Here is a 23321-nt window from a genome sequence, read left to right as displayed (position 1 = left end):
CTCCGGCATACCCACGCGAACGCTCGATCCGAAGGTTCATGCACTGAACGTAACCCTTCGGTCACCCGTCCGGCGAGGGCGGTTCCAGAAACGCCACCATTCGCCACCCCTTCGAAGGAACCCGCCCGGCTTCAGGCGCGATTCACTTGACAGGCGACGATCAGAGACAGGCGGAGCGATGTACGCCGGAGCGTGTGGCACTCGTCGCACGCCCCCCAACGTCACTCCGCGCCGCCGGGACCAGGGCGTTTGCGACGTAGAGTGACGGACAGGCTCCAGGTCGTAACCACCGGCGCGTTCGACCCGTTGGAGGGGGCATGGGCTTCACTATCGCTGGCATCCGGGACATCCGCTCCGGCACCCGGCGTCGCGGCCGGACGCCGGAGTGCACGGCGGTCGCCGAGTTCACCGGGTTGTGGGGCTGGGACGTGGTCCCCGGCGCACGGGCCGCGGCCGGCCGGTGCTCATGCGGCGATTCGGCATGCCCGGCACCCGGCGCCCACCCCCTCGGGTTCGCCGAAGCGGTCCCGGCCGGCGCCACCCTCGACGAGGCGGCCAAGGCGTGGTCGCTGACGCCCGGCGCCGCGGTGCTGCTCCCGGTGGGTCGCTCCTTCGACGTCCTGGACATCGCGGAGGCCGCCGGGCACCGGGCTCTGCTCAGGATGGAACGGATGGGCCTTCCATTGGGCCCGGTGAGTGCCACGCCGGACGGCCGCGCCCAGTTCTTCGTCGCCCCGGGAGCGGCCTCGCAGCTTCCCGAGTTGCTCTATCGCATGGGCTGGGACGATGCGGAGCTCGATCTGCGCTGTCCGGGGCCGGGCGAGTACATCACCGCTCCACCGTCGAACCACGCCGGCCTGGGCCCGGCACGCTGGTTGCGTCCGCCTTCCCTGGAGACGGCGAACGACCTCCCTCAGGCCAGGCTGCTGATCGGCACGCTGGCGTACATCTGCCACCGCAGCCTGTCCGCACCCTGACCCGCAGCCACCGGGTATGTGACCGGCACGGCCCGGGCGCACCGGCCCCGAAACGAAGGGCTCCACCACACCTGCACCGTGTGGTGGAGCCCTTCTGCTGCCGCCGGCGCCGCTCCCGGCCCCGGCGCCGCTCCGGCTCTAGTCGCCGATCAGCGCGTCCACGAATGCCTCCGGAACGAAGGGGGCCAGGTCGTCCGCGCCCTCGCCGAGGCCCACCAGCTTCACCGGCACGCCCAGCTCGCGCTGGACCGCGATCACGATGCCGCCCTTGGCGGTACCGTCCAGCTTGGTCAGCACGATGCCGGTGATCGCCACGACCTCCGCGAACACCCGTGCTTGCACCAGGCCGTTCTGCCCGGTCGTCGCATCGAGGACGAGCAACACCTCGTCCAGCGGACCGTGCTTCTCCACTACCCGCTTGACCTTGCCGAGCTCATCCATGAGGCCGGTCTTGGTGTGCAACCGTCCGGCGGTGTCGATGAGGACGACATCGGCGCTCTCGTTGATGCCCTCCTTGACGGCGTCGAACGCCACCGAGGCAGGGTCGCCGCCCTCGGGACCGCGCACCGTGCGGGCGCCGACGCGCTCGCCCCAGGTCTGCAGCTGGTCGGCGGCGGCGGCGCGGAAGGTGTCCGCGGCGCCCAGCACGACGCTGCGGCCGTCAGCCACCAGCACGCGGGCGAGTTTGCCGGTGGTGGTGGTCTTGCCGGTGCCGTTGACGCCGACGACCAGGACGACGGCCGGGGTGTCCACTCCGCTCTCGGTCCTGACCGCGCGGTCGGCGTCCGCACCGATCAGGCTCACCAGTTCCTCGCGCAGCAGGGCGCGCAGTTCCTGCGGGGTCCGGGTGCCGAGCACCCGGACCCGCTCGCGCAGCCGCTCGACCAGTTCCTGGGTGGGTGCGACGCCGACGTCCGCGGTGAGCAGCGTGTCCTCGATCTCCTCCCAGGTGTCGTCGTCGAGGTTGTCCCGGGACAAGAGGGTGAGCAGGCCCTTGCCGAGCGAGTTCTGCGAACGGGCGAGCCGGGCGCGCAGCCGTACGAGACGGCCCTCGGTCGGTTCGGGGATCTCGATCTCGGGAACCAGCGGCTCCGCGACGACCGGGTCCTCGACGGCGGTGGGCGCCCCTACGGCCGTGTCGGCCGGCGGGAGGTCCACGTCGTCGATGGTGCGGCGCGGTTCCTCGCGCGGCGGGGCGGCCTCCTCGCCGACCTGGGGTTCGGCGGGAGGGGCTGTGATGGTCGGCGTACTCGGCGGTGCCGTGGGCAGTTTCTTCTTCTTGTGGCTGCTGACCACGAGCCCGCTGATCGCGCCGACAGCGACCAGGGCGATGACTACAGCAAGGATCACGATTTCCATAACCCACCCAGTATCAGTCACGGCTCGGTCGGACGAGCCTTGTCAATGGATCACATAAGGCGTGAAGAGAACTATTTGGTTTTTATGGGGCGACCATACGATGATGGCGCTTCGGACGGCCCGAGCCGTCATTCCCCCACCGCCCGCACGGAGCCCCCTCATGCCCCACGCCTCCGACGTCACTGAAGGCGCGCTGGAGACCCGCGGTCTCGAACCTGTACCCGACAGTGAACGCACAGGGCGCGTTCGCGACCTCTTCCCCACCTGGGTCGCGGCGAACATCAGTGTGCTTCTGCTCACGCTGGGCGCCGGTCTGGTGGTCGCCGACGGGCTGAACTTCTGGCAGGCACTGATCGCCGCCGTGGTCGCACCGGTCATCGGCTTCGGCCTCGTCGGCTTCATCAGCATCGCGGGCAAACGCGGCGGCGCCCCCGGCATGGCATTGTCCCGTGCGGTCTTCGGCCAGCGCGGCAACCTGTTTCCGGGCGCGCTCATCTGGATCGCGCGCTGGGGCTGGGAAACCATCAACGCCGTCACCGGCGCGTACGCCCTGCTGACCGTGTTGAACATCTGCTTCGGCATCCGGAGCAGCACCCCGCTGATCGCGGTCACGCTACTGCTCTTCGTGGCGGGCACCTTTGCCATCTCCGGGCTCGGCATCAAGGCAGTCCAGCTCTGCAACAAGTGGGCTGCCTACCTCTTCGCCGTCTTCTCGGTCCTGGTGCTGATCCACCTGATCACCACCACGGACTGGTCGGCGGTGTTCGCCGCGCCGGCGGGCTCCACCGCATCGCTGATCGCAGGCATCGGCCTGATCGCTGCGGGTGGTCTCAGCTGGGCGCCCGCAGCGCCCGATTTCGCGCGCTATCTACCCCGTGGAGCGGCCGGCCGGAGCATGGTGGCCGGCTCGGTCGGCGGCGCGGGCGTCGTCATCGTACCGATGGTGCTGATGGGCGCGGTGATGGCGGTCTCCACACCTGATCTGGCGGCAGCGGCGGACCCGGTGTCCTTCCTCGGCGAGATCCTGCCGATGTGGCTCGCGGTCCCCTATTTGCTGATCTGCGTGGTCGGCACCCTGCTGATCAACGCGATGTCGATGTATTCGGCGGGATTCACGGCCCTGACCCTGGGCCTGAAGATCCCCCGGACCTGGGCGGTCTCGGTCAACGCGGTGATCAGTGTGGTTCTCGGGCTCATCCTGATGCTGGCCGCGACGAGCTTCCTCGGCTCCTTCGTGGCCTTCCTCTCGCTGCTCGCGGTGGCCTTCTCCGCGTGGATCGGCGTCTTCGGCGCGGACATGCTGCTGGGCCGCGCCTATGACACGGCCGCGGTGATGGACACCACACGTACCAGCACCTACTGGTACCGCGGCGGCTTCAACCCCGCCGCGATGGCCGCCTGGTCGGTCGCGCTCATCGCCGGTCTGCTCCTCACCAGGGCGGGCACCGCCGCATCGTCGTGGTTCAGCGGGCCGTTCGCCGATACCTGGCTGGGCCGCAACGGGCTCGGCTGGGCGGTCACCGTGCTGCTGGCCGGCGCGCTCTACGCCGTACTCCCGAAGCCGGTGGCCCGGAGCGGGGCCGAGAGCTCCGAGCGGACCGCACACCCGGAGCCCTGCCCCTGTGACTGACCGCGCCCGACAACCGCGCCGACGGGACCGCACCCGACGGACCGGCACCCGGCAGACAGCGCGGCAGCCGGCGTCAGCCCATTTCCTCCAGCGCCTTGCCCTTGGTCTCCTTGACGAACTTGAGCACGAACGGGATCGAGAGGGCGGCGAAGAGGGTGTAGATCACGTAGGTCGCGGAGAGGTTCCAGTCGGCCAGGCTCGGGAAGCTGGCCGTGATCGCCCAGTTGGCGATCCACTGCGCCGACGCCGCTACGCCCAGCGCGGCAGCGCGGATCCGGTTCGGGAACATCTCACCGAGGAAGACCCAGACGACGACACCCCAGGACATCGCGAAGAAGAACACGAACCAGTGGGCGGCGATGAGTGCGACCCAGCCCTGGGCGGCCGGCAGCTTGCCGCCGACCAGGGGGTACGAGAAGGCCCACGCCTCCAGGGCGAGTCCGATGACCATGCCCGTGGAACCGATCAGCGCCAGCGGCCTGCGGCCGATCCGGTCGACGAAGATCATCGCGACCACGGTGCCGATGATGTTGATGATCGACGTGGTGAACGAGTAGAGGAACGACTTCGCCGGGTCGATGCCGACCGACTGCCAGAGCGTCGACGAGTAGTAGAAGGCCACGTTGATGCCGACGAGCTGCTGGAAGGCGGAGAGCCCGATACCGACCCAGACGATCTTCTTGAAGAAGAAGCCGCCACCGAGCAGGTCCTTGAAGGTCGACTTGTGTTCGCTCCGCATGGCGTGCTCGATCTCGGCGACGCGGGCGTCCAGATCGATGTTCTTGCCCTCGACGTCGGCCAGCACTTCCTTGGCCTTCTCCTCCTTGCCCGCGTGGATCAGGTAACGCGGCGACTCGGGGATCGCGAAGGAGAGAAGGCCGTAGATGACAGCCGGGATCACCATGACGCCGAGCATGAGCTGCCAGGCTTCGACGCCCAGAACGTGGCCGCGCTGATTGCCGTCCGCGGTCTGCAGGATGCCGTAGTTGACGAGCTGTGAGACCGCGATACCGACGACGATCGCCGCTTGCTGAAAGGATCCGAGCCGGCCGCGGTAAGCGGGCGGGGACACCTCGGCGATGTAGGCGGGGCCGATGACCGAGGCCATACCGATGGCGAAGCCGCCGATGATCCGCCAGAAGGCCAGGTCCCACAGGGCGAACGGCAGCGCGGATCCCACCGCGCTGATGGTGAAGAGCACAGCGGCGATCTGCATGCACCGGATACGGCCGATGCGGTCGGCGATGCGGCCGGCGGTGGCGGCGCCGATCGCGCAGCCGATCAGTGCGACGGCGATGACCTGGGCGAGCACGGCAGAGCCGACGTCGTACCGGTCCCGGATGGCCTCGACCGCGCCGTTGATCACGGAGCTGTCATAGCCGAAGAGGAAGCCGCCCATCGCGGCCGCCGCCGTGATGAAGATGACATGAGCGAGATGCTCCGGAGCACCTGAGCTGCTTCCGGGTGACGGTGCCTGCGCTGTGCTGGTCACGTGAACTCCTGGGACCCGCCGCATGGGACGGGCATGGGGGGCGAGCCCTTCCAGTGGGGCACAGCTTCTTGCCAGCCACCACTTGAAGGTAAAGACAACGTTGCAGAGACTATTCCTTCAAGTTTCGAAGTCAATACCCCGACAGTCACCAAGACCCTGGGGGAGCGTGCATGTGTTGTGTTCAAATATTGAAGATTTTTCAGCGGAGCCGCTGACTGATGACCTTGGACACACCGTCGCCCTGCATGGACACGCCATACAGAGCATCGGCCACCTCCATGGTCCGTTTCTGATGAGTGATCACGATCAGCTGGGAACTCTCCTGGAGCTCCTCCATGATCCTGATCAGCCGCTGCAGGTTGGTGTCGTCGAGCGCGGCCTCGACCTCGTCCATCACGTAGAACGGACTGGGCCTGGCCTTGAAGATCGACACCAGCAGGGCCACAGCGGTCAGCGACCGCTCCCCGCCGGAGAGCAGCGAGAGCCGCTTGACCTTCTTGCCGGGCGGTCTGGCCTCCACCTCCACACCGGAGGCCAACATGTTGTCGGGGTCCGTCAGGATCAACCTGCCCTCACCGCCCGGGAACAGTCGTGAGAAGACCCCTTCGAATTCTCGGGCGGTGTCCCGGTACGCCTCGGTGAAGACCTGCTCGACCCGCTCATCGACCTCCTTCACCACCTGCAGGAGGTCCGTCCTGGTCTTCTTCAGGTCTTCGAGCTGCTCGGAGAGGAACTTGTGCCGCTCCTCCAGCGCCGAGAACTCCTCAAGAGCGAGCGGATTCACCTTCCCGAGTTGCTGATACGCCCGTTCGGCCGATCGGAGCCGCTTCTCCTGTTCGGACCTGACGAAGGGCACCGGCTGGTTCCCCGGGTGCTCCGGGTCGTCGGCCGGGACGGCCGTGCCGCTCGGGTCCGCTGCGTCTCCGCCGGTCGGCGCAGACGGCGGCACCGGTTGGTCCGGTCCGTAATCGGCAATCAGACCTGCGGGTTCCACGCCCAGTTCCTCCAGCGCCCGGACCTCGAGCTGCTCGATCCGCAGCCGCTTTTCGGCACCGAGTACCTCACCGCGGTGAACTGAATCCGTGAGTTTGTCGAGCTCTCCCTTGAGATCACGGGACTGGTCCCGCTCGGTCACCAACTGCTGCTCGCGTTCGGCCTTCACGGCCTCGGCCGCGACGCGTTCCGCGTCGGCGCGCACCAGTGAGACCTCGACATGGGCGAGCAACTGCCGGGCGCCGTCCGCGATCGCCGCGGCGACCCACGCTTCGCGGCGCAGCCGGGCGCGGCGCTGCTCCGCGCGCGCCCGCGCCTCGCGCTCGGCACGCGCCCCCCGGTCGAGTGCTTCGGCCCGCCCGGCCAGCGCTTTCACCCGCTCCTCGTGCGTGCGGGCCTGGAGCCTGGCCTCCATCTCGGTCTGCCGGGCATTGGCCCCGTCGGCGGCCAGCCTGTCCCGCGCGGCGGTGTCCGGCTCCTCCTCGACCGGTGCTTCCTCGGCCACCGACAACCGCTCGGCCAGTTCCTCGGCCTCCTCGGTCGCCCGCTCCAGGGCCATTTGGGCCTTGGCGGCGGCGGCGGCCGACCGCTCGGCCTCGCCTGCGGCGCCACGGGCCTGCCCGGCCAGCCGTCCGAGCTGCTGAGCGACCCCCGACTTCTCCCGGTCGGCGGCCCGGCGCTGCTCCCCCAGTTCCTCGACGAGCGCGGCGGTCGCTCCGCGCCGCTCCGCCGCCTCATGCTGAGCGACGGCCAGTTCCTCGCACCGCACGACGAGTTCGGACAGCTCGGCGAGCGCCTCGTCCACGGATGCCTGCACCTCGATGAGGCTGGGCGCCCCTGCGGACCCGCCGTGCGCGAAGTACGCCCCCAGGACGTCGCCTTCGGCGGTGACGGCGGTGAGACCGGGATGGGCCGCGATCAATTCTTCGGCATCCTCCAGCGTCCCTACGACGGCGATGTCACGCAGGAGTCTGCGCACGGCGGGCAGCAACTCGGCGGGCCCGCGCACCAGGTCGACCGCGAGCGGGGCCGCGGAGGTCACGGCGGTGCGCCGGGGGCGGGCCACCTGGATGTCGGAGGTGGGCTGCTCGGCGGCGGTGACTGCCGCGTGGGTTGCCGCCGGATCGCCGGGGGCCGAGACCTGGCCGGGGATACCCGCACCCGCGCCCGGCAGTAGCGTGGCCCGCCCGGCGTCCTGTTTGCGCAGCAGCCGGATCGCGTCGGCAGCCGTGGCCGTGTCGGTCACCGCGATGGCGTCCGCCGCCGCTCCCAGAGCAGCTGCCACCGGGATCTCGTACCCGGGTGTCACGGTGATGAGCTCGGCGGCCGGGCCCAGCAGGCCTGAGAGCCGGTCCTTCGCGGCGAGCAGCGCTCCGCTGCCGTCCTTGCGGCGCAGGCCGAGCGCCAGCGCCTCATGCCGTGCCGACAGAGCGGCGCGACGGCGTTCGGCCCCGGTGGCCGCTTCGCGCGCGGCGGTGAGCGCGGACTCCGCCTCGGCCAACGCCGACTTCGCCGCGCTGTGCTGTTCGGCCAGCTCCTGGTCATCGGCGTCGAGACCGTCCACTTCGGCCCTGAGCTGCTCGTACTCCTGCTGGGCGACGGCGGCCCGCTGCTGGGCGCCGTCCCGCGCTTCGGCGAGCCTGTCGATCTCCGCCTGGGCCGAACCCGCACGGCTGCGGGCCGCGTTGACCTGGCCGTTCAGCCGGGCGAGGCCCTCGCGCCGGTCCGCGATGGCCCGGGCCGTATCTTTGAGTCTGCGCTCCTCGGCCGCCAGCTCACGCTCCAGCTCGGCCCGGTGCGCCGCGGTGTCCTCCAGCGCGCGCTCGGCCGACTCCAGTGCGGCCTCCAGCTCCGCCTCCTGCTCGCGGATCCGGGCCGCCTCCCGCTCCATGTCCTCCGGATCGCGGCCCCGGCGCTCCTCGTCGGGGGTCGCCGTCGCGCTCTTCACCCGGGCGTCCGCGAGCGAAACTGTGCCCCGGACCCGTTCGGCCAGCTGGGACAGCTCGTACCAGGTCTGCTGGGCTTGCTGGAGCCGTGGCGCCAGCCGGCGCGCTTCGTCCTGCAGAGCGGCCTCGCGCGAGGCCGACGCCTTCAGCGCGGCCTCGGCGGCTTCCTTGCGCTGCTTCAACGCGGCTTCGTCCGCGACCTCGGCACGCAGTGCCTCCCGCATGGTCACCAGATCGTCGGCGAGCAGCCGAAGCCGGACATCGCGCAGATCGGCCTGGATGACAGCCGCGCGCCGGGCCACCGCTGCCTGCCGCCCCAGCGGCTTGAGCTGGCGCCGCAGTTCATCGGTCAGGTCCTGCACCCGAGCGAGGTTGGCCTGCATCGCGTCCAGCTTCCGCAGCGCCTTCTCCTTGCGCTTGCGGTGCTTCAGAACGCCTGCGGCTTCCTCGATGAACGCCCGGCGCCCCATCGGGTCGGCGTGCAGCACGGAGTCGAGCCGGCCCTGGCCGACAATGACGTGCATCTCACGGCCGATACCGGAGTCCGACAACAATTCCTGGATGTCGAGAAGCCGGCAGGTATCGCCATTGATCTGGTACTCGCTGCCACCGTTGCGGAACATGATCCGCGTAATGGTGACCTCGGCGTACTCGATGGGCAGCGCGCCGTCGGAGTTGTCGATGGTGAGCGAGACCTCGGCCCGGCCGAGTGGCGGGCGGCCGGTGGTACCGGCGAAGATCACGTCTTCCATCTTGCCGCCACGCAGCGATTTGGCGCCCTGCTCCCCCATGACCCAGGAAAGCGCGTCGACCACATTGGATTTGCCGGATCCGTTGGGGCCCACCACACAGGTGATGCCCGGCTCGAACCGCAGCGTGGTGGCCGAGGCGAAGGATTTGAACCCGCGAAGGGTCATGGCCTTGAGGTGCACGCCGCCGGACTCTACCTTTCACCGTCGGTTTGGCCCATGAAGGTGCAGGGCACATCAGACGTTAAAGGAAGGTCATCCGCACCTCGGCCCCGGCATCCGGGAAGTCGGCAGCGGAAGCGGACAGAAAGAAGGGACGCAGAAGCGTCCCTTGCATATCCTTGCGCATTGGATCTCAAGCGGCTGACGGATCAGCCCGACCGGTCCCTTGTGGGGGCTGAGGTCAGGTGAGCGCAGGCTCCGCGTGGGGTACGTCCATGTCGATACCGTCGAGCAGCGAGTCTCCGTGGTGCTGAACAGCGGCGGCCAGCGCGTCGTTCTCGGACTGAATCCGTACAAGCTCGGACTCGAGGTCCTGGACGCGCTGCTGAAGCCGTCGCATCTCGGAGAGAAGTCGCGGGTCGGAACCGCCGACGTAACCGAGAAGCGCCTTTGCCATGATGGATGGTCCTCCACACTGAGTGACCGACCGACGAGGTGGTGGTCGTAGGGGGAATCGCACCCGCGGTGCTCGGCAGCCCCGGATTTCACTGCGTTTTCCACTGCCGAACAGCTGAGGTGCGCGGGGCTTCCAGAGTCTCACCAAAAAGTTTGACGGTCAACACGATCACACCCCGTATCGACGGGCAGACCCGGGGGCGCACAGCAGAGGACCCTGCGGTGCGACTCTCCTGCGGGGCCCGGGGGCGTGGAGATCATCGCTACGGGGCAGCCTGGCACGGAGCGCGTTTCTTGGCAACCACCAGGCCCTTTCTGCCGAACGCATATGCCAGAAGCGCATCACATGACCGTTCTGCAGCTCTTTCCGACTGCTCCGTCAGCGGATCGCGAAGCCCTGATAACCACCGCGCGGAGTGTCCCAGATCTCAGTGACACCGTCGACGCGCCCGGGTGTGTCGGAGGATCTCAGCCACTCCAGCAGAAGGTGGCAGTTCTCTCGGCGGCCCTCGGCGACGATCTGCACCCTGCCGTCCTCGAGATTGAGGGCGAAGCCGCTGAGTCCACCGATCTGCAAGGCGTTTGCCCTGGTGAACCAGCGGAAGCCGACACCCTGGACCTGGCCTCGTACCCAGGCGGTGAGACGTACATCTTCTTTCATGTGTGCACGCTAACTGGCCAATTGCTCGCGAGGCACGTCGCCCTCAGGCCCCATGGGCTACAGTCCCGACCCAATAAACCTCACCCTTACGGGTGAATTTCGTTGTTGTCGAGCATGAGGAAGGCACCGCACATGGGACGCCACGGTCGCTCCGCCGCCGTACCTGCCGCCCTTTCCCGGGAAGCGGTGCCGGAGCGCAGGCACCGGGGCCGCCGCAGGCGCGGTGTGGCAGCGCCGGTGCGCACCGGCCTGCTGGGTGTCTCCGCCGCCGTCGCGGTGGGAGCTGTGGCGATGGCCTCGGGTCTGGTGCCCGGCGGGAACCAGTACACGGTCGGTGGTTCGGTCGACGGCGACCGGATACGCGCGGACGGGGTGCCGGATCTGCAGACCCAGGGCGGTGCGTCGGTCACCCCCACCGCGGACACCTCGGCGGCCCCCACGGGCTCCGCCCCCGCGCCGGCGCACGCCCCGTCGGTCTCGCCCTCCCCCGGCCGATCGGGCCACGCGTCGAAGAGCAAGCCGAAGGCCTCCGCTCCGACGTCGGACCGGGCAACGGCACCGGCGGACCGCGGCGCCACCCGAAGCGTGTCGCCGACCCGTACCGCCACGGCCACCGCGACCCCCGAGCGCTCGGGCTCCGCACGGACGTCACCCGCCACCAGCTCCGAGACCGCGGCGGCAGCCGCGGTGCTGAGCCTGGTCAACCAGCAACGGGCGACCGCCGGTTGCCGGCCGGTGCAGGCGAACGCCGATCTTGCGGCGCTGGCCCGCGCGTTCAGCGACGATATGGCCGCCCGCGATTTCTTCGACCACACGGATCCCGACGGGGACACCCCATGGGACCGGGCCGACCAGGCGGGCGTGAAGGGACTGGGCGGCGAGAACATAGCGCGCGGCCAGGCCGATGCGGCGGCCGTGATGCAGGCCTGGATGAACAGCCCGGGTCACCGCGCCAACATCCTCAACTGCGACTACCGGACACTGGGCGTCGGCGTGCACTTCGGTAGCGGCGGCCCCTGGTGGACGCAGGACTTCGGCTTCTGAACCGTCCCGCCGGGAGTGCGCTGACCTGGCGACAGCGCAACCGAAAGGTCGGCGCTGCGCCGCAGTACGCTCGGTTCATGGACTCCACCGCGCCGACCGACGGCCAGCAGGCCTCAGCCGAGAAGCCCGCCACCGAGCGGGCCGACTGCGTCGAAGAGCTCGCGTTCGACGTGTTCGCCAAGGCCTGCCCGTCGCGCGCCACGCTGGCACACGCCACCGGACGCTGGGGCAGCCTGACGCTGGGCGCCCTGTACGACGGCACACTGCGCTTCAACGAACTGCGCCGGCGCGTCGACGGCGTCAGCGAGAAGATGCTCTCCCAGACACTGCACGCACTGGAACGTGACGGTCTGGTGCACCGGGAAGCACAGCTCACCAATCCACCCCGCGTCGATTACGAACTCACCCCGCTGGGGAGCGAGGTCGCGGAGCGACTGCTGCAGCTGATCCATCTCGTCGAGGGGCGGATGGACGAGGTGCTCCGGGCCCGCGAGCGTTACGACGCGGCGCGCGGCGGTCGCTGACAGCGGGGGCAGAAGTAGCTGGAGCGGTTCATCCAGGGGCGTCGGCGCATCGCGGTGCCGCAGCGGCGGCAGGGCTCGTCCTCGCGCCCGTAGGCGTCCAGTGACCGGTCGAAGTAACCCGATTCGCCGTTCACATTGACGTAGAGGCTGTCGAAGCTGGTGCCGCCGACCGCCAGCGCTGCGTTCATGACGTCGCGTACATGACCGAGGAGTTCGGCGGTGCGCGGGCGGGTGAAGGACGCGGTGGGGCGCTCGTAGTGCAGCCTGGCGCGCCAGAGCGCCTCATCGGCGTAGATGTTGCCCACCCCGCTGATGAGCGACTGGTCGAGCAGCGCGCGTTTGATGGTGGTACGGCGCAACCGCAGCGCCGAGTGGAACGCGTCGTCGTCGAAGGCCGGGTCCAGCGGGTCACGCGCGATATGAGCGATGACGTCGGGCAGCCCGTCGGCGGTGTTCGTGTGCAGCGAGAGCCCGCCGAAGGTCCGCTGGTCGACGAAGCGCAGTTCGGTGCCCTCGGCGTCGTCGAAGCCGATACGGATCCGCAGGTGCTTCTCGTCCGGTGCCGTTTCCGGCTGGACGAGCAGTTGGCCGCTCATGCCGAGGTGACCGAGGACCGAGAAGGTGCTGTCCGCCAGCGGCAGCCAGAGATACTTGCCCCGCCGGCGGGCGGCGCCGAACCGATGGCCCTTGAGGGCAGCCGCGAAGTCCGCCCCGCCGGCGGTGTGGCGGCGCACCGCACGAGGATGCAACACCTGCACGTCGGCGACGGTGCGGCCGGTCACCCAGCGCTCGAGTCCACGCCGGACGACTTCGACCTCGGGCAACTCGGGCACGGTACTCCTCGGCAGGGCGGCCAGGGGTGGGGACGGCCGGTGGTTCGGGCAGCCGACAGTGCGGGACGGCCGGCGAACGGGGACCGCCCGCCCCCGGAGGGGACGGGCGGCGTCAGGCCGAAGCCGTGTCGGCAGCCGGGGCCGAAGGGGCGTCGGCGTCCTCTTCGGGCTCCGCGGATGCTCCGGTGACTCCATCGGCCACCACCGCGCGCTGCTCCGCCGCGGCGCTGATCTCACGCCAGGCGGATTCCGCGGCCTGCTGTTCCGCTTCCTTCTTGCTGCGGCCGGTGCCGGTGCCGTACGAGACACCACCGACGCGGGCAGCAGCAGTGAAGGTCTTCTCGTGGTCCGGTCCGGTCTCGCTGACCAGGTACTCCGGGACCCCGAGACCTTCGCTCGCGGTGAGTTCCTGAAGACTGGTCTTCCAGTCCAGGCCCGCACCGAGGTTGGATGACATCTCGATCAACGGGTCGAAGAGCCGGTGCACCAGCTCCGATGCCGCTTCAAGGCCCTGATCGAGATAAACGGCGCCGATCACCGCTTCCAGCGTGTCGGCGAGAATGGACGCCTTGTCCCGGCCGCCCGTGCCTTCTTCGCCCCGGCCGAGCCGGATGAAGAGACCGAGTTCGAGCCCACGGCTCACCCCTGCGAGCGCACGCGAGTTGACCACCGCGGCCCGGAGCTTGGCCAGTTGGCCCTCCGGAAGATCAGGGTGGATGCGATACAGCGTGTCCGTGACCACCAGACCGAGCACGGAGTCCCCGAGGAACTCCAGTCGCTCGTTGGTGGGCAGACCGCCGTTCTCGTATGCGTAGGAACGGTGGGTCAGTGCACGCACCAGAAGGGCGGACTCGAGTCTGTACCCGAGCCGCCCTTCCAGAAGCGTGTGGGACGAGGCATTGTCCGTCTTGTTGACGTCAGACATTGCGCCTCTCACCAGCCGCTCAGACCTCGAGGACCTGGCGCTTGTTGTAGGTGCCGCAGCTCGGGCACGCGATGTGCTGGAGCTTCGGCTCCTGGCAGCGCTCGCACGCAACCAGGGTGGGGACCGCAGCCTTCCACTGCGACCGGCGGTGGCGCGTGTTGCTGCGCGACATCTTCCGCTTCGGAACAGCCACGGCTACTTCTCCTGCTTCTCGGCGCCGCGCTCCACTTGAGACGCAGCGTCGTTCACGTTGTCCTTCTCGTCGACCTGGCCGGTCCCGACGAGTCCCTGCAGCGCCGCCCATCGAGCGTCGACGGCGTCATGGTGGTGGCCCGGTTCGTCGTCCAGCCTGATTCCGCATTCGGAACACAGACCGGCACAATCCTCCCGGCACACCGGCTGCATCGGCAGTGCGAGCACCACCGCATCACGCAGCACGGGTTCGAGGTCGAACAAGCCGTCCTCGAGGGGGGTGATTTCCTCGTCCTCGTCGTCGGCGCTGTCGATGGGGTCCGCCTTCTTGCTGCGGCCCCGGTCATCGGCGTCGGGGTACGAGAACATCTCCTGGAAATCCGCTTCGAGCTCGCGCTCCAGCGGCTCCAGACACCTTACGCACTCCCCCTGGGCGGTCGAACGGGCGGTGCCTGTGACAAGCACCCCGTCCATGACCGACTCGAGGCGGAGCTGCAGTTCCACGGGGGTGCCTTCCGGCACTCCGATGATCCCGTCGAGGCCGAGGTCCCTGGGGGCCGCGACCGAGCGGGTCAGCCGCTGGAGCGCACCGGGACGCCGACCCAGCTCGTGCGTGTCGAACACGAGGGGGTTGCGGTGGTCGAGGCGGGCGTTCAGGGCTCTTCCTGCTTTCGGATCACTGGGAAACTGCTGGGAATGTGGGCGCTACCACATCGGAAACGTTCAAAACGGGCAGCGATGATCGCGGATACAAGGCGACCGAAGAGCCAGGATACTGGACCGGCCGCCGTAGACCCAATCGGCCCCTTCGGCCCTCCGCCGGCCCTGCGGCGCCCGGGCCGCGACTCGGTCCGCTAGCGGCCCTGCTCGTATTCACGCAGCTGATCGAGGTTGATCATGCTGGTGTCGAAGAGACTCGTCTCGTCCAGGGCACTCTGCTGAGGCTGGGGCTGCTGCTGTTGCTGTGCCTGCGGCGGGAACCCGTCGGGCTGCGGCGGGTACCCGTAGGCGTCCAGCGGCTGCTGATACGCGTAGGGGTCCTGCTGATATCCGTACGGATCCTGGTAGCCGTACGGATCCTGCTGCTGGGGCTGCTGATAGCCGTACGGGTCGTAACCCTGCTGGACCGGCACCCCGGGCTGCTGCATGGCCTCGGACTGCACGGTCTCGGGCCGGACGGCATCGGGATGCAGCGCGGACTGCGCCATCGGGGCCCGCATCATCGGCACCTGCGGCTCGGCCAGATCCGCGAGGAAGTCGGCGTCGCTGCTGTGCTGCCGGCCCAGCTCGTCCTGCTCGGCCATGTGCACGCCGAGCTCGTCCGTGGCCACCCGGCCGTGCAGCTTCTGCCTGCCGCGCCCGACCGCTTCCAGCGTCTTGGCCAGCACGGCCTCGAAGGCGCCCAGTTTGGTGTCGACGTATTCGTCGGCCCGGACCCGCAGTGTCTCCGGATCGTGGCTCCGTTCCGGCGCCTCGGGGTCCTCGTATCCCTGGTCGTCCAGTCCGGGGCCACGGCCGAGCAGCTTTTCGCGGCCGCGGTCGACGGATCCGATGGTCTTGGTGAGGACGACCTCGAAGTTCGCCAGCTTCGAGTCGACGTAATCGTCCGCCTCGGCGCGGATCTCGTCGGCTTCCCGGCGGGCTTCGGCGAGCAGCCGGTCCGCCTCGTCCTGGGACTGCCGGGCGACCTCGGTGTCGGAGATCAGCGAACCGCGCTGGGCATGAGCGGCCTCGATGATCTGCTCGGCCTCGGCCCGGGCCTCCTCGACCAGCTGCTCACGGCCGCCGATCAGTTCCTGGGCCTGCGCCAGCGATCCCGGCAGGGCCTGCCGCACGTCTTCGAGCATCGCCAGCAACTCGGCGCGGTTGACCACGCAGGAGGCCGACATGGGCATGGACCTGGCGCTGCCGACCGTGTCGACGATCTCGTCGATCTTCTTCTGCACGTCCACCGTGAGCTCGCCACCTGTTCTTCCGGCCTGGAGACGGACGGGGACGACTGTACGGCCAGTCGGCGCCCGCCCGACACCTGGTGACGGCCAGTCAGTTCGTCACTTCTCGCCGAGCCGCTGCGTCAAGGCGTCGTGGACCACCGGTGGCAGCAGATGCGCGACGTCTCCGCCCCAGGTCGCGACCTCCTTGACCAGGCTCGAGGAGAGAAAGCTGTAGGTCGGATTGGTCGGTACGAACAGTGTCTCGACCCCCGAGAGGCCATTGTTCATCTGGGCCATCTGCAGCTCGTAGTCGAAGTCGCTGACCGCCCGCAGGCCCTTCACGATGGCCGGGATGTCGCGCTGCTTGCAGAAGTCGACGAGCAGGCCGTGGAACGACTCGACCTCGACGTTTCCGAAATCGGCGGTGACCTGACGGATCAGGTCGAGCCGCTCCTCGACGGAGAACAGGCCCCGCTTCGACTGGTTGATCATCACGGCCACGTGTACGACGTCGTACAGCTTCGAGGCCCTGCCGATGATGTCGAGGTGGCCATTGGTGATGGGGTCGAATGACCCCGGACATACGGCGCGGCGCAACTGAAGTCCCTCGCTCCCGGGTCCGGTCATCGTGCGTCTTCGCACGTAGAGGCGGCGCGACCGTACCAAAGCGTGCCCTCGCCGTAACGACGGGCCCGCAAAGGCTCAAAACCCTTGGGCCACTTGAATTCTCCGCTTCTCGTGCTCCGTTCCACCGTGGCGACGGCATCGTCCGTCAGCCACCCCTGGGCGCGGAGTGTGAGCAGGATCTCGCAGAGATCTTCGTCGGTGACGGCGTAGGGCGGATCGAGGAAAACCACGTCGTACGGCTCGTAGGGCGGGGGACCTGTCACGATCTGTTCCGCTTTGCCGGTCCGCACTTCCGCGCCGGGGAGACCGAGCGTGCGCACGTTGGCACGGACTGTGGCGGCGGCCCGGCTGTCCGCCTCGACCAGCAGAGCGTGCACCGAACCGCGGGACAGCGCCTCCAGGCCGACGGCGCCGGACCCCGCGTACAGGTCGGCGATCCTGGTCCCCCGGAGTGTCCCGAGAAGTGACTCCCAGGTCGAGAAGAGCCCCTCGCGCGCACGGTCGGACGTGGGGCGGGTGCCATTGCCCGGCGGGACGGCCAGACGCCGTCCGCCTGCCGTGCCGGCGATCACGCGGGTCATCTCGATCCTTCTCGGTGAGCTGAGCGATTCGTAGCGCTGTGCGATCGGGTCTGTCCCGGTCAGTCTCTCAGCCCTTGTCGAGATACTGCTCGCGCTCCTGGTCCAGCAAGGCGTCCAGCGCGATCCGCAGCTCCGGCAGGTGCGTGAGCCCGGGGTCCGCCGCGACGACCGCGGCGGCCTCCTCGCGGGCGGCCGCGATGACCTCCTCATCGTCGATGACGGCGAGCATCCGCAGCGACGACCGCACACCGGACTGGGCCTGGCCCAGCACGTCGCCCTCCCGCCGCTGTTCGAGATCGATACGGGAGAGCTCGAAGCCGTCCAGCGTGTCGGCCACCGCGCCGAGTCTGGCTCGCGCCGGACCGGCCTCGTGGGCCTCGCTGACCAGCAGGCAGAGACCGGGCGCCGCACCACGGCCCACCCGGCCGCGCAACTGGTGCAGCTGCGATACGCCGAACCGGTCAGCATCCATGATCACCATGACGGTCGCATTGGGCACGTTGACGCCCACCTCGATGACCGTCGTGGCGACCAGAACGTCCACTTCGCCCGCCGTGAAGCGGCGCATCACCGCGTCCTTGTCGTCGGGCGTCATCCGGCCGTGCAGCATCTCGATGCGGAGGCCGGCCAGCGGACCCCTGGTGAGCTGCTCGGTGATCTCCACCACGGCCAGCGGCGGCCGCTTGTCCGCCTCCTCCGCCGCCTGCTTCTTCTTCGGCTCGTCCTCGCCGTCCCCGATACGCGGGCACACGACGTACGCCTGGTGGCCCTGGTCGACCTCCTCCCGCACTCGCTCCCACGCCCGGGACAGGAAGTGCGGCTTGTCCCGGGCCGGTACGACATGGGTGGCGATCGGCGAGCGGCCGGCGGGGAGCTGGTCCAGGACCGAGGTCTCCAGATCGCCGAAGACGGTCATCGCGACCGTACGCGGGATGGGGGTCGCGGTCATGACCAGCAAGTGCGGGGGCTGCTTGCCCTTGCCGCGCAGGGCGTCGCGCTGCTCCACGCCGAACCGGTGCTGCTCGTCGACGACGACAAGCCCGAGGTCGTGGAACTGCACCTTGTCCTCGATGAGCGCATGGGTGCCGATCACCAGACCGGCCTCGCCGGTGGCCAGGTCCAGCAGCGCTCGGCGGCGGGCGGCAACCCCCATGGAACCGGTGAGCAGGACCACCTTGGTGCCCAGCTCCGAGCCGCCGATCATGCCGCCCTCGGCGAGCTCGCCCATCATCTCGGTGATGGACCGGTGATGCTGCTGGGCGAGCACCTCGGTGGGCGCGAGCATCGCTCCCTGACCGCCGGCGTCGACGACCGCGAGCATGGCCCGCAGTGCGACCAGCGTCTTGCCGCTGCCCACCTCGCCCTGGAGCAGCCGGTGCATCGGATGCTCGGTCGCCAATTCGTCGAAGATCTCCTTAGAGACCTTCTGCTGGCCCTCGGTGAGGGTGAACGGCAGCGTCGCGTCGAAGGCGTCGAGCAAGCCGCCCGGTACGGGTTTCCTTGCCACCGCGGGGAGTTGGGTCTCCGCGTGCCGCCGCCTGGCGAGGGCGACCTGCAGGACGAACGCCTCGTCCCATTTCAGCCGGTCCCGCGCCGTCCCGATGTCCGCCTTGGTCTGCGGGCGGTGCACCTTCCGCAGCGCGTCGGGCAGCGTGGTCAGCCCGCGGCCCTCCCGCAGCGCGGGCGGCAGGGGGTCGGCGGCCTCCGGGGCGCTCGGCAGTACCGCGTCGACCGCCTTGGCGATCTTCCAGGACTCCAGCCCCTTGCAGGCGGGGTAGACCGGGATCAGTTCGTTCGCCCAGGCCTCGACGGTCCCCGCCTCGGTGTCGTCGTCCAGCAACTCGTACGTCGGGTGGGCCAGCTGCAGCTTCTGATTGAACCTCGACACCTTGCCGGCGAACATCGCGCGGCGGCCGGGCAGCAGGTCCTTGTGCGGTTTGTGGATGCCCTTGCCGAAGAACACCAGCTGCAGCCGGCCGCTGCCGTCGGTGATGTTGACCTCGAGGCGTTTGCCGCGGCCCTGGTTGAACGTCAGGACGCGGGCGTCGGCCACCCGGGCGAAGACCGTGACGTGCTCGTCCTGCGGCAGTTCGGCGAGGGGCGTCAGCTCGCCCCGCTCGGCGTATCTGCGGGGGTAGTGGTGCAGCAGATCGCCGACCGTTTGCAGGTCGAGCTGCTCGGCCAGCACCTTGGCGGTGGGGGCGCCGAGCGTGTTCTTCAGGGGTGCGTCAAGAGCGGCCACGGAACCATTGCACACCATGGGTCCGACAGCACGGGTCCGACTGCGGGGCGATGGTCTGTCCGGTGCGGAGCTACTCCACGCCGATCAGCAGCGGCGCCGCCTGGCTGCCGCCGCGATAGACCACCGTGTCCACGGCCAGATGCCCCTCCCTGACGAACGCCTCCAGCCGGTCGGCGAGCGTGGAGGGGGCGCCGTCCCCCAGCACCAGGGTGACCAGTTCGCCTCCGGCCGCCAGCATCCGCTGGAGCACCGTCTCCGCCGTGCCGGCCAGGTCCGTGCCGATCACCGCCACGTCGCCGTCGATCAGGCCGAGCACATCGCCCGCCTGACAGACACCGGCGGTCGTCCAGGACTGCCGCTCGGCCGCGGCGAGTTCGCCGTAACGGGTGGCGCCCGCGGCCGCTGTCATCGCGACCACGTCCTCGTCGAAACGGCGCTCCGGTTCGTGGACGGCCAGCGCCGCGATGCCCTGGACGGCAGAGCGGGTGGGGATCAGCGCGACCCGTACGCCTTCCACTCTGGCCTGCTCGGCCGCCGCCGCTGCCGTGTGCCGGAGCTCCGCGTCGTTGGGGAGCAGCACCACCTCCCGGGCGTGCGCCCGCCTGATCGCGTCGACCAGTTCTCCGCTGGCCGGCAGCTCACCCGGGCGCGCGAGCACGGTCGTCGCACCGGCCTCCGCGCAGAGGCCCGCGAGGCCTTCGCCGGGGACCACGGCGACCACCGCGCGCTGCGCCTGCTCCGCCGGCCGGGTCGCCGGCCCGAAGTGGGTGATCCGGATCCGGTGCGGCCGCCCCGCCTCGAGACCCGCCTCGACGGCCGCACCGGCGTCGTCCACATGCACATGGACGTTCCACAGGCCGTCGCCGCCGACGACCACCAGGGAGTCTCCGAGCCCATCGAGCCGGGTACGCAGCCGGGTCACCGCATCCTCGTCCGCCTCCAGGAGGTAGATCACCTCGAAGGCCGGACCGCCGTCGGCCGGGCACTCGTCGGTGAAGTGCGGCGGCAGCACGGGGGCGGTCCGCCGCCGGACGGCCGCCGGCACCTCCCCGGAAAGCGCGCCGACCAGCGCGGCGAGGACGTCGACCAGACCGCGCCCGCCCGCGTCGACCACCCCGGCCCGGCCGAGTACGGACAACTGCCCCGGAGTCGCGTCCAGCGCCGTGCACGCCCCCGCGTACGCCGCGCGCGCGACGGCCGTGCTGCCGGGGCCCGGGTCTGCCGCGGCGGCGTCCGCCGCCGCGGTGGCCACCGTGAGCACGGTTCCCTCCACGGGGCGAGCGACCGCCCGGTAGGCCGATTCGGCCGCCCGGCGCAGGGCTTCGCGCAGCAGCTCGGCGTGATCATCGTCACCTGATGCGGCGCCGAACACCTCGGCCATGCCGCGCAGCAATTGAGCGAGGATCGTGCCCGAATTGCCGCGGGCTCCGATCAGCGCACCGTGCGCCATGGCCCGGACCGCGTCGGCGAGCGCCGGGGCCGAGGCTCCGCGGACGGTCTCGTGTGCGGCGAAGACCGCTTCCACCGCGGCGGCCGCCGACTCCACCGTCAGATAGAGGTTGGTGCCGGTGTCCCCGTCGGCGACCGGATAGACGTTGATCGCGTCGATCGCCTCGCGGTCCCTGCCCAGTGCCTCCAGGGCCAGTGAGCACCAGGTGCGCACCGCGACGGCGTCGATATCGTCGGGGGGCTGCGGCACCTGGCGTCCTCCTTGAACAGCGGGGTTGCACCGCAGGGTAGACCCGGCCCGGGGGCCGGGGGCCGGGAAGGGGGCAGCGGCGGCCATGGTAGTTTCGTATCTCCGAAGCAGTCGTTGTATGCTGCTTCGGTTGCCCGATGAGAATCGGGCCATTCCCCCGGTTCGCCACTTCAGATAATGATTCCGGCGCGCCGGATTTCACTGTAAGTGCACCTGAAGTCTTTGGAGTGACCCGTGGCTGCCAACTGCGACGTCTGCGGCAAGGGGCCGGGCTTCGGCAACAACATTTCGCACTCGCACCGCCGTACGCCCCGTCGCTGGAATCCCAACATCCAGCGCGTGCGTGCCGTGGTCGGTCGGACGCCGAAGCGGCTCAACGTCTGCACCTCGTGCATCAAGGCCGGCAAGGTCTCGCGCTAACGCCGGACGTTTCGTCGTTGCGCAGCCCCTTGCGGTTGCCTTGAAAAGCCGGTCCACCTCGGTGGACCGGCTTTTTCGCATGCCCGGCCGGCACCGTCCTAGGGGCGGAAGCGCCAGCCGTGGTCGACCGGGCCGATGCCGCCGCCCAGCGCGAAGCCCGCAGCGATGGCGCCGGTCACATACTCCTTGGCCGCAGTGACCGCCTCCGGCACGGTGAGCCCGCGGGCCAGGTAGGAGGCCACCGCAGAGGCCAGGGTGCATCCGGTGCCATGGGTGTGACGGTTGTCGTGCCGGGGGGCGCGCAGCCAGTGTTGTTCGGTGCCGTCGGTCAGCAGGTCCACCGCCTCGCCCGTCAGGTGACCGCCCTTGATCAGCGCCCAGCGCGGTCCGTACGACAGCACCGCGGCCGCCGCCCGCGGCAGATCGGTCTCGGTCCGCACTTGTACACCGGTGAGCTGGGCGACTTCGTCGAGGTTCGGTGTCGCGACGGTGGCTCTCGGCAGCAGCTTCGTCCGTACGGCGTCGAGTGCGGAGGCGGCGAGCAGCGGGTCGCCGTGCTTGGAGACGCCCACCGGGTCGACGACCACCGGCGCATCCGTCTCGGCGAGCAGGGCGGCGACGGTCTCCACGAGTTCCACCGACGACAGCATGCCGGTCTTCACGGCCTGCACACCGATGTCGTCGACGACGGCACGGTACTGGGCCCGTACGGCGTCGGCGGGCAGCTCCCAGGCCCCGTGCACCCCCAGGGAGTTCTGCGCGGTGACGGCGGTGAGCACGCTCATTCCGTGCACGCCGAGCGCCAGCATCGTCTTGAGGTCGGCCTGAATGCCGGCGCCGCCACCGGAGTCGGAGCCGGCCACGGTCAGGACCAGGGGCGGTGTCATGCCGGGTCCTCCCCGAAGTGGTCCCAGCCGCCCTTGCTGGTCCACGGCGCTCCGTCGACGGTCACCTGGGGCAGCGCCGAGGGGTTGAGCACCTCGCCGATCACCTTCCAGCGGGCGGGCAGTTTCGCGTCGGGGGGGAAGGTGGCGACCATCGCGTGGTCCTCTCCGCCGGTGAGCACCCACTGCAGCGGATCGACACCGACCGCCTGCCCGATGTCGTTCATCTGGGTGGGGATCTCGATGAGTCCGGCCCGCAGATCGATACGTACCTTGCTCGCTTCGGCGATGTGCCCCAGGTCGGCCACCAGACCGTCGCTGACATCCGTCATGGCGGTGGCGCCGAGCCCGGCGGCGGCGGGGCCGGCGTGGTACGGCGGTTCGGGGCGGCGGTGGGCCTCGACGAAGGCGCGCGGCGAGCGGAAACCCCGGGAGAGCACGGCGTATCCGGCTGCGGACCAGCCCAGCCATCCGGTGACGGCGACGACATCGCCGGGCTGGGCGCCGGCCCTGGTGACCGGCTCGTGGTTGCGCAGATCGCCGAGTGCGGTGATGGAGACGGTGATGGTCTCCCCGCGTACGACGTCGCCGCCGACCACGGCCGCCCCCGCGACCTGGCACTCGTCGCGGATCCCGTCCATCAGCTCGGTCGGCCAGGTGACCGGGAGTTCGGCGGGCACGACGAGGCCCAGAAGTATCGCCGTGGGGACTGCGCCCATCGCCGCGATGTCCGCGAGGTTCTGCGCTGCGGCTTTGCGGCCCACGTCGTATGCCGTGGACCAGTCGCGGCGGAAGTGCCGGCCCTCGAGCAGGATGTCCGTACTCGCCACCACCCGCCGGTCGGGTGCGGCCACGACCGCGGCGTCGTCGCCCGGTCCCAGTCGTACCGCCGGGGTGGTGGTGAGCCGGGAGGTGAGCTCTCTGATCAGCCCGAACTCTCCGAGTTCCCCCACGGTGCCCTTCATGGTTGTTGCCCCTTCTGCCCCAGTGC

21 protein-coding genes are annotated in these 23321 nt (G+C 69.7%); 5 read left to right on the top strand and 16 right to left on the bottom strand.

Translation table 11 applies throughout. The features are described 5' to 3' along the window. Positions 1 to 317 precede the first annotated feature (317 nt). Positions 318 to 977 carry a bifunctional DNA primase/polymerase gene (locus tag AB0436_RS20615; protein ID WP_366469340.1) on the top strand — a complete coding sequence of 220 codons (660 nt, stop codon included), beginning with the start codon at positions 318 to 320 and terminating at the stop codon, positions 975 to 977. A 138-nt stretch (positions 978 to 1115) separates the two neighbouring features. Here AB0436_RS20615 and ftsY read toward each other — a convergent pair whose 3' ends face one another. Beyond that, positions 1116 to 2336, bottom strand: coding sequence for a signal recognition particle-docking protein FtsY (gene ftsY / locus AB0436_RS20610; RefSeq protein ID WP_366469339.1), 1221 nt, complete (start codon positions 2334 to 2336; stop codon positions 1116 to 1118). Between the two features lie 160 nt (positions 2337 to 2496). Here ftsY and AB0436_RS20605 point away from each other — a divergent pair, with 160 nt between their 5' ends. Next, complete coding sequence (locus AB0436_RS20605; protein WP_366469338.1) at positions 2497 to 3966, top strand: cytosine permease; 1470 nt, start codon at positions 2497 to 2499, stop codon at positions 3964 to 3966. Positions 3967 to 4039: 73 nt separating this feature from the next. Here AB0436_RS20605 and AB0436_RS20600 read toward each other — a convergent pair whose 3' ends face one another. The 4 genes from AB0436_RS20600 to AB0436_RS20585 form a co-directional block, all read right to left on the bottom strand. After that, positions 4040 to 5458, bottom strand: a complete 1419-nt coding sequence (locus AB0436_RS20600; protein ID WP_366469337.1) for a sugar porter family MFS transporter — start codon at positions 5456 to 5458, stop codon at positions 4040 to 4042. Between the two features lie 199 nt (positions 5459 to 5657). Beyond that, positions 5658 to 9329, bottom strand: coding sequence for a chromosome segregation protein SMC (gene smc, locus AB0436_RS20595; protein ID WP_366469336.1), 3672 nt, complete (start codon positions 9327 to 9329; stop codon positions 5658 to 5660). A gap of 220 nt (positions 9330 to 9549) precedes the next feature. Continuing rightward, positions 9550 to 9765, bottom strand: coding sequence for a hypothetical protein (locus tag AB0436_RS20590; RefSeq protein WP_328536446.1), 216 nt, complete (start codon positions 9763 to 9765; stop codon positions 9550 to 9552). Positions 9766 to 10143: 378 nt separating this feature from the next. Continuing rightward, positions 10144 to 10425 (bottom strand): acylphosphatase, encoded by a 282-nt coding sequence (locus AB0436_RS20585; RefSeq protein WP_365848956.1) that lies wholly within the window; start codon positions 10423 to 10425, stop codon positions 10144 to 10146. A 132-nt stretch (positions 10426 to 10557) separates the two neighbouring features. Between AB0436_RS20585 and AB0436_RS20580 the strand changes: the two genes are divergently transcribed. Together AB0436_RS20580 and AB0436_RS20575 are read left to right on the top strand one after the other, a co-directional pair. Continuing rightward, positions 10558 to 11469, top strand: a complete 912-nt coding sequence (locus AB0436_RS20580; protein ID WP_366469335.1) for a CAP domain-containing protein — start codon at positions 10558 to 10560, stop codon at positions 11467 to 11469. Positions 11470 to 11546: 77 nt separating this feature from the next. Further along, positions 11547 to 11993, top strand: coding sequence for a helix-turn-helix domain-containing protein (locus AB0436_RS20575; protein WP_366469334.1), 447 nt, complete (start codon positions 11547 to 11549; stop codon positions 11991 to 11993). On the opposite strand, the gene mutM is transcribed toward AB0436_RS20575, so the two are convergent. From mutM to AB0436_RS20530, 9 genes are all read right to left on the bottom strand, one after another. Continuing rightward, positions 11966 to 12826 carry a bifunctional DNA-formamidopyrimidine glycosylase/DNA-(apurinic or apyrimidinic site) lyase gene (mutM, locus tag AB0436_RS20570; RefSeq protein ID WP_366469333.1) on the bottom strand — a complete coding sequence of 287 codons (861 nt, stop codon included), beginning with the start codon at positions 12824 to 12826 and terminating at the stop codon, positions 11966 to 11968. The two genes, AB0436_RS20575 and mutM, sit on opposite strands and share 28 nt — an antisense overlap. Positions 12827 to 12938: 112 nt before the next feature. After that, positions 12939 to 13751 carry a ribonuclease III gene (gene rnc, locus AB0436_RS20565; RefSeq protein WP_366469332.1) on the bottom strand — a complete coding sequence of 271 codons (813 nt, stop codon included), beginning with the start codon at positions 13749 to 13751 and terminating at the stop codon, positions 12939 to 12941. Between the two features lie 19 nt (positions 13752 to 13770). Then, complete coding sequence (gene rpmF / locus AB0436_RS20560; RefSeq protein WP_030753522.1) at positions 13771 to 13944, bottom strand: 50S ribosomal protein L32; 174 nt, start codon at positions 13942 to 13944, stop codon at positions 13771 to 13773. Positions 13945 to 13946: 2 nt separating this feature from the next. Continuing rightward, positions 13947 to 14600 (bottom strand): YceD family protein, encoded by a 654-nt coding sequence (locus AB0436_RS20555; RefSeq protein WP_366469441.1) that lies wholly within the window; start codon positions 14598 to 14600, stop codon positions 13947 to 13949. A gap of 197 nt (positions 14601 to 14797) precedes the next feature. Then, positions 14798 to 15895, bottom strand: coding sequence for a cell division initiation protein (locus AB0436_RS20550; protein WP_366469331.1), 1098 nt, complete (start codon positions 15893 to 15895; stop codon positions 14798 to 14800). Positions 15896 to 15994: 99 nt separating this feature from the next. Beyond that, a complete protein-coding gene (gene coaD, locus AB0436_RS20545) occupies positions 15995 to 16474 on the bottom strand; it encodes a pantetheine-phosphate adenylyltransferase (protein ID WP_366469440.1) in 480 nt (159 codons plus the stop codon). A 26-nt stretch (positions 16475 to 16500) separates the two neighbouring features. Beyond that, positions 16501 to 17085, bottom strand: coding sequence for a 16S rRNA (guanine(966)-N(2))-methyltransferase RsmD (rsmD, locus tag AB0436_RS20540; RefSeq protein ID WP_366469330.1), 585 nt, complete (start codon positions 17083 to 17085; stop codon positions 16501 to 16503). Positions 17086 to 17152: 67 nt separating this feature from the next. Next, positions 17153 to 19345, bottom strand: coding sequence for an ATP-dependent DNA helicase RecG (gene recG, locus AB0436_RS20535; RefSeq protein WP_366469329.1), 2193 nt, complete (start codon positions 19343 to 19345; stop codon positions 17153 to 17155). Positions 19346 to 19397: 52 nt separating this feature from the next. Further along, positions 19398 to 21026: a DAK2 domain-containing protein gene (locus AB0436_RS20530; RefSeq protein ID WP_366469328.1), complete on the bottom strand. Its 1629-nt coding sequence runs from the start codon at positions 21024 to 21026 to the stop codon at positions 19398 to 19400. 234 nt (positions 21027 to 21260) lie between these two features. On the opposite strand from AB0436_RS20530, the gene rpmB reads away from it, so the two are divergent. Further along, positions 21261 to 21446: a 50S ribosomal protein L28 gene (gene rpmB / locus AB0436_RS20525; RefSeq protein WP_015036441.1), complete on the top strand. Its 186-nt coding sequence runs from the start codon at positions 21261 to 21263 to the stop codon at positions 21444 to 21446. Between the two features lie 98 nt (positions 21447 to 21544). Here the strand turns inward: rpmB and thiD are convergent, their stop codons facing one another. Beyond that, on the bottom strand, positions 21545 to 22333 hold the full coding sequence (gene thiD, locus AB0436_RS20520; protein WP_366469327.1) for a bifunctional hydroxymethylpyrimidine kinase/phosphomethylpyrimidine kinase: 789 nt from the start codon (positions 22331 to 22333) through the stop codon (positions 21545 to 21547). Beyond that, positions 22330 to 23295 (bottom strand): thiamine-phosphate kinase, encoded by a 966-nt coding sequence (locus AB0436_RS20515; RefSeq protein WP_366469326.1) that lies wholly within the window; start codon positions 23293 to 23295, stop codon positions 22330 to 22332. Before AB0436_RS20515 ends, thiD begins: the two co-directional genes overlap by 4 nt. Positions 23296 to 23321 lie beyond the last annotated feature (26 nt).

This window comes from Streptomyces sp. NPDC051322 (assembly GCF_040689485.1).
Classification (GTDB): domain Bacteria; phylum Actinomycetota; class Actinomycetes; order Streptomycetales; family Streptomycetaceae; genus Streptomyces.
This window is presented reverse-complemented; position numbering and strand designations above follow the sequence as displayed.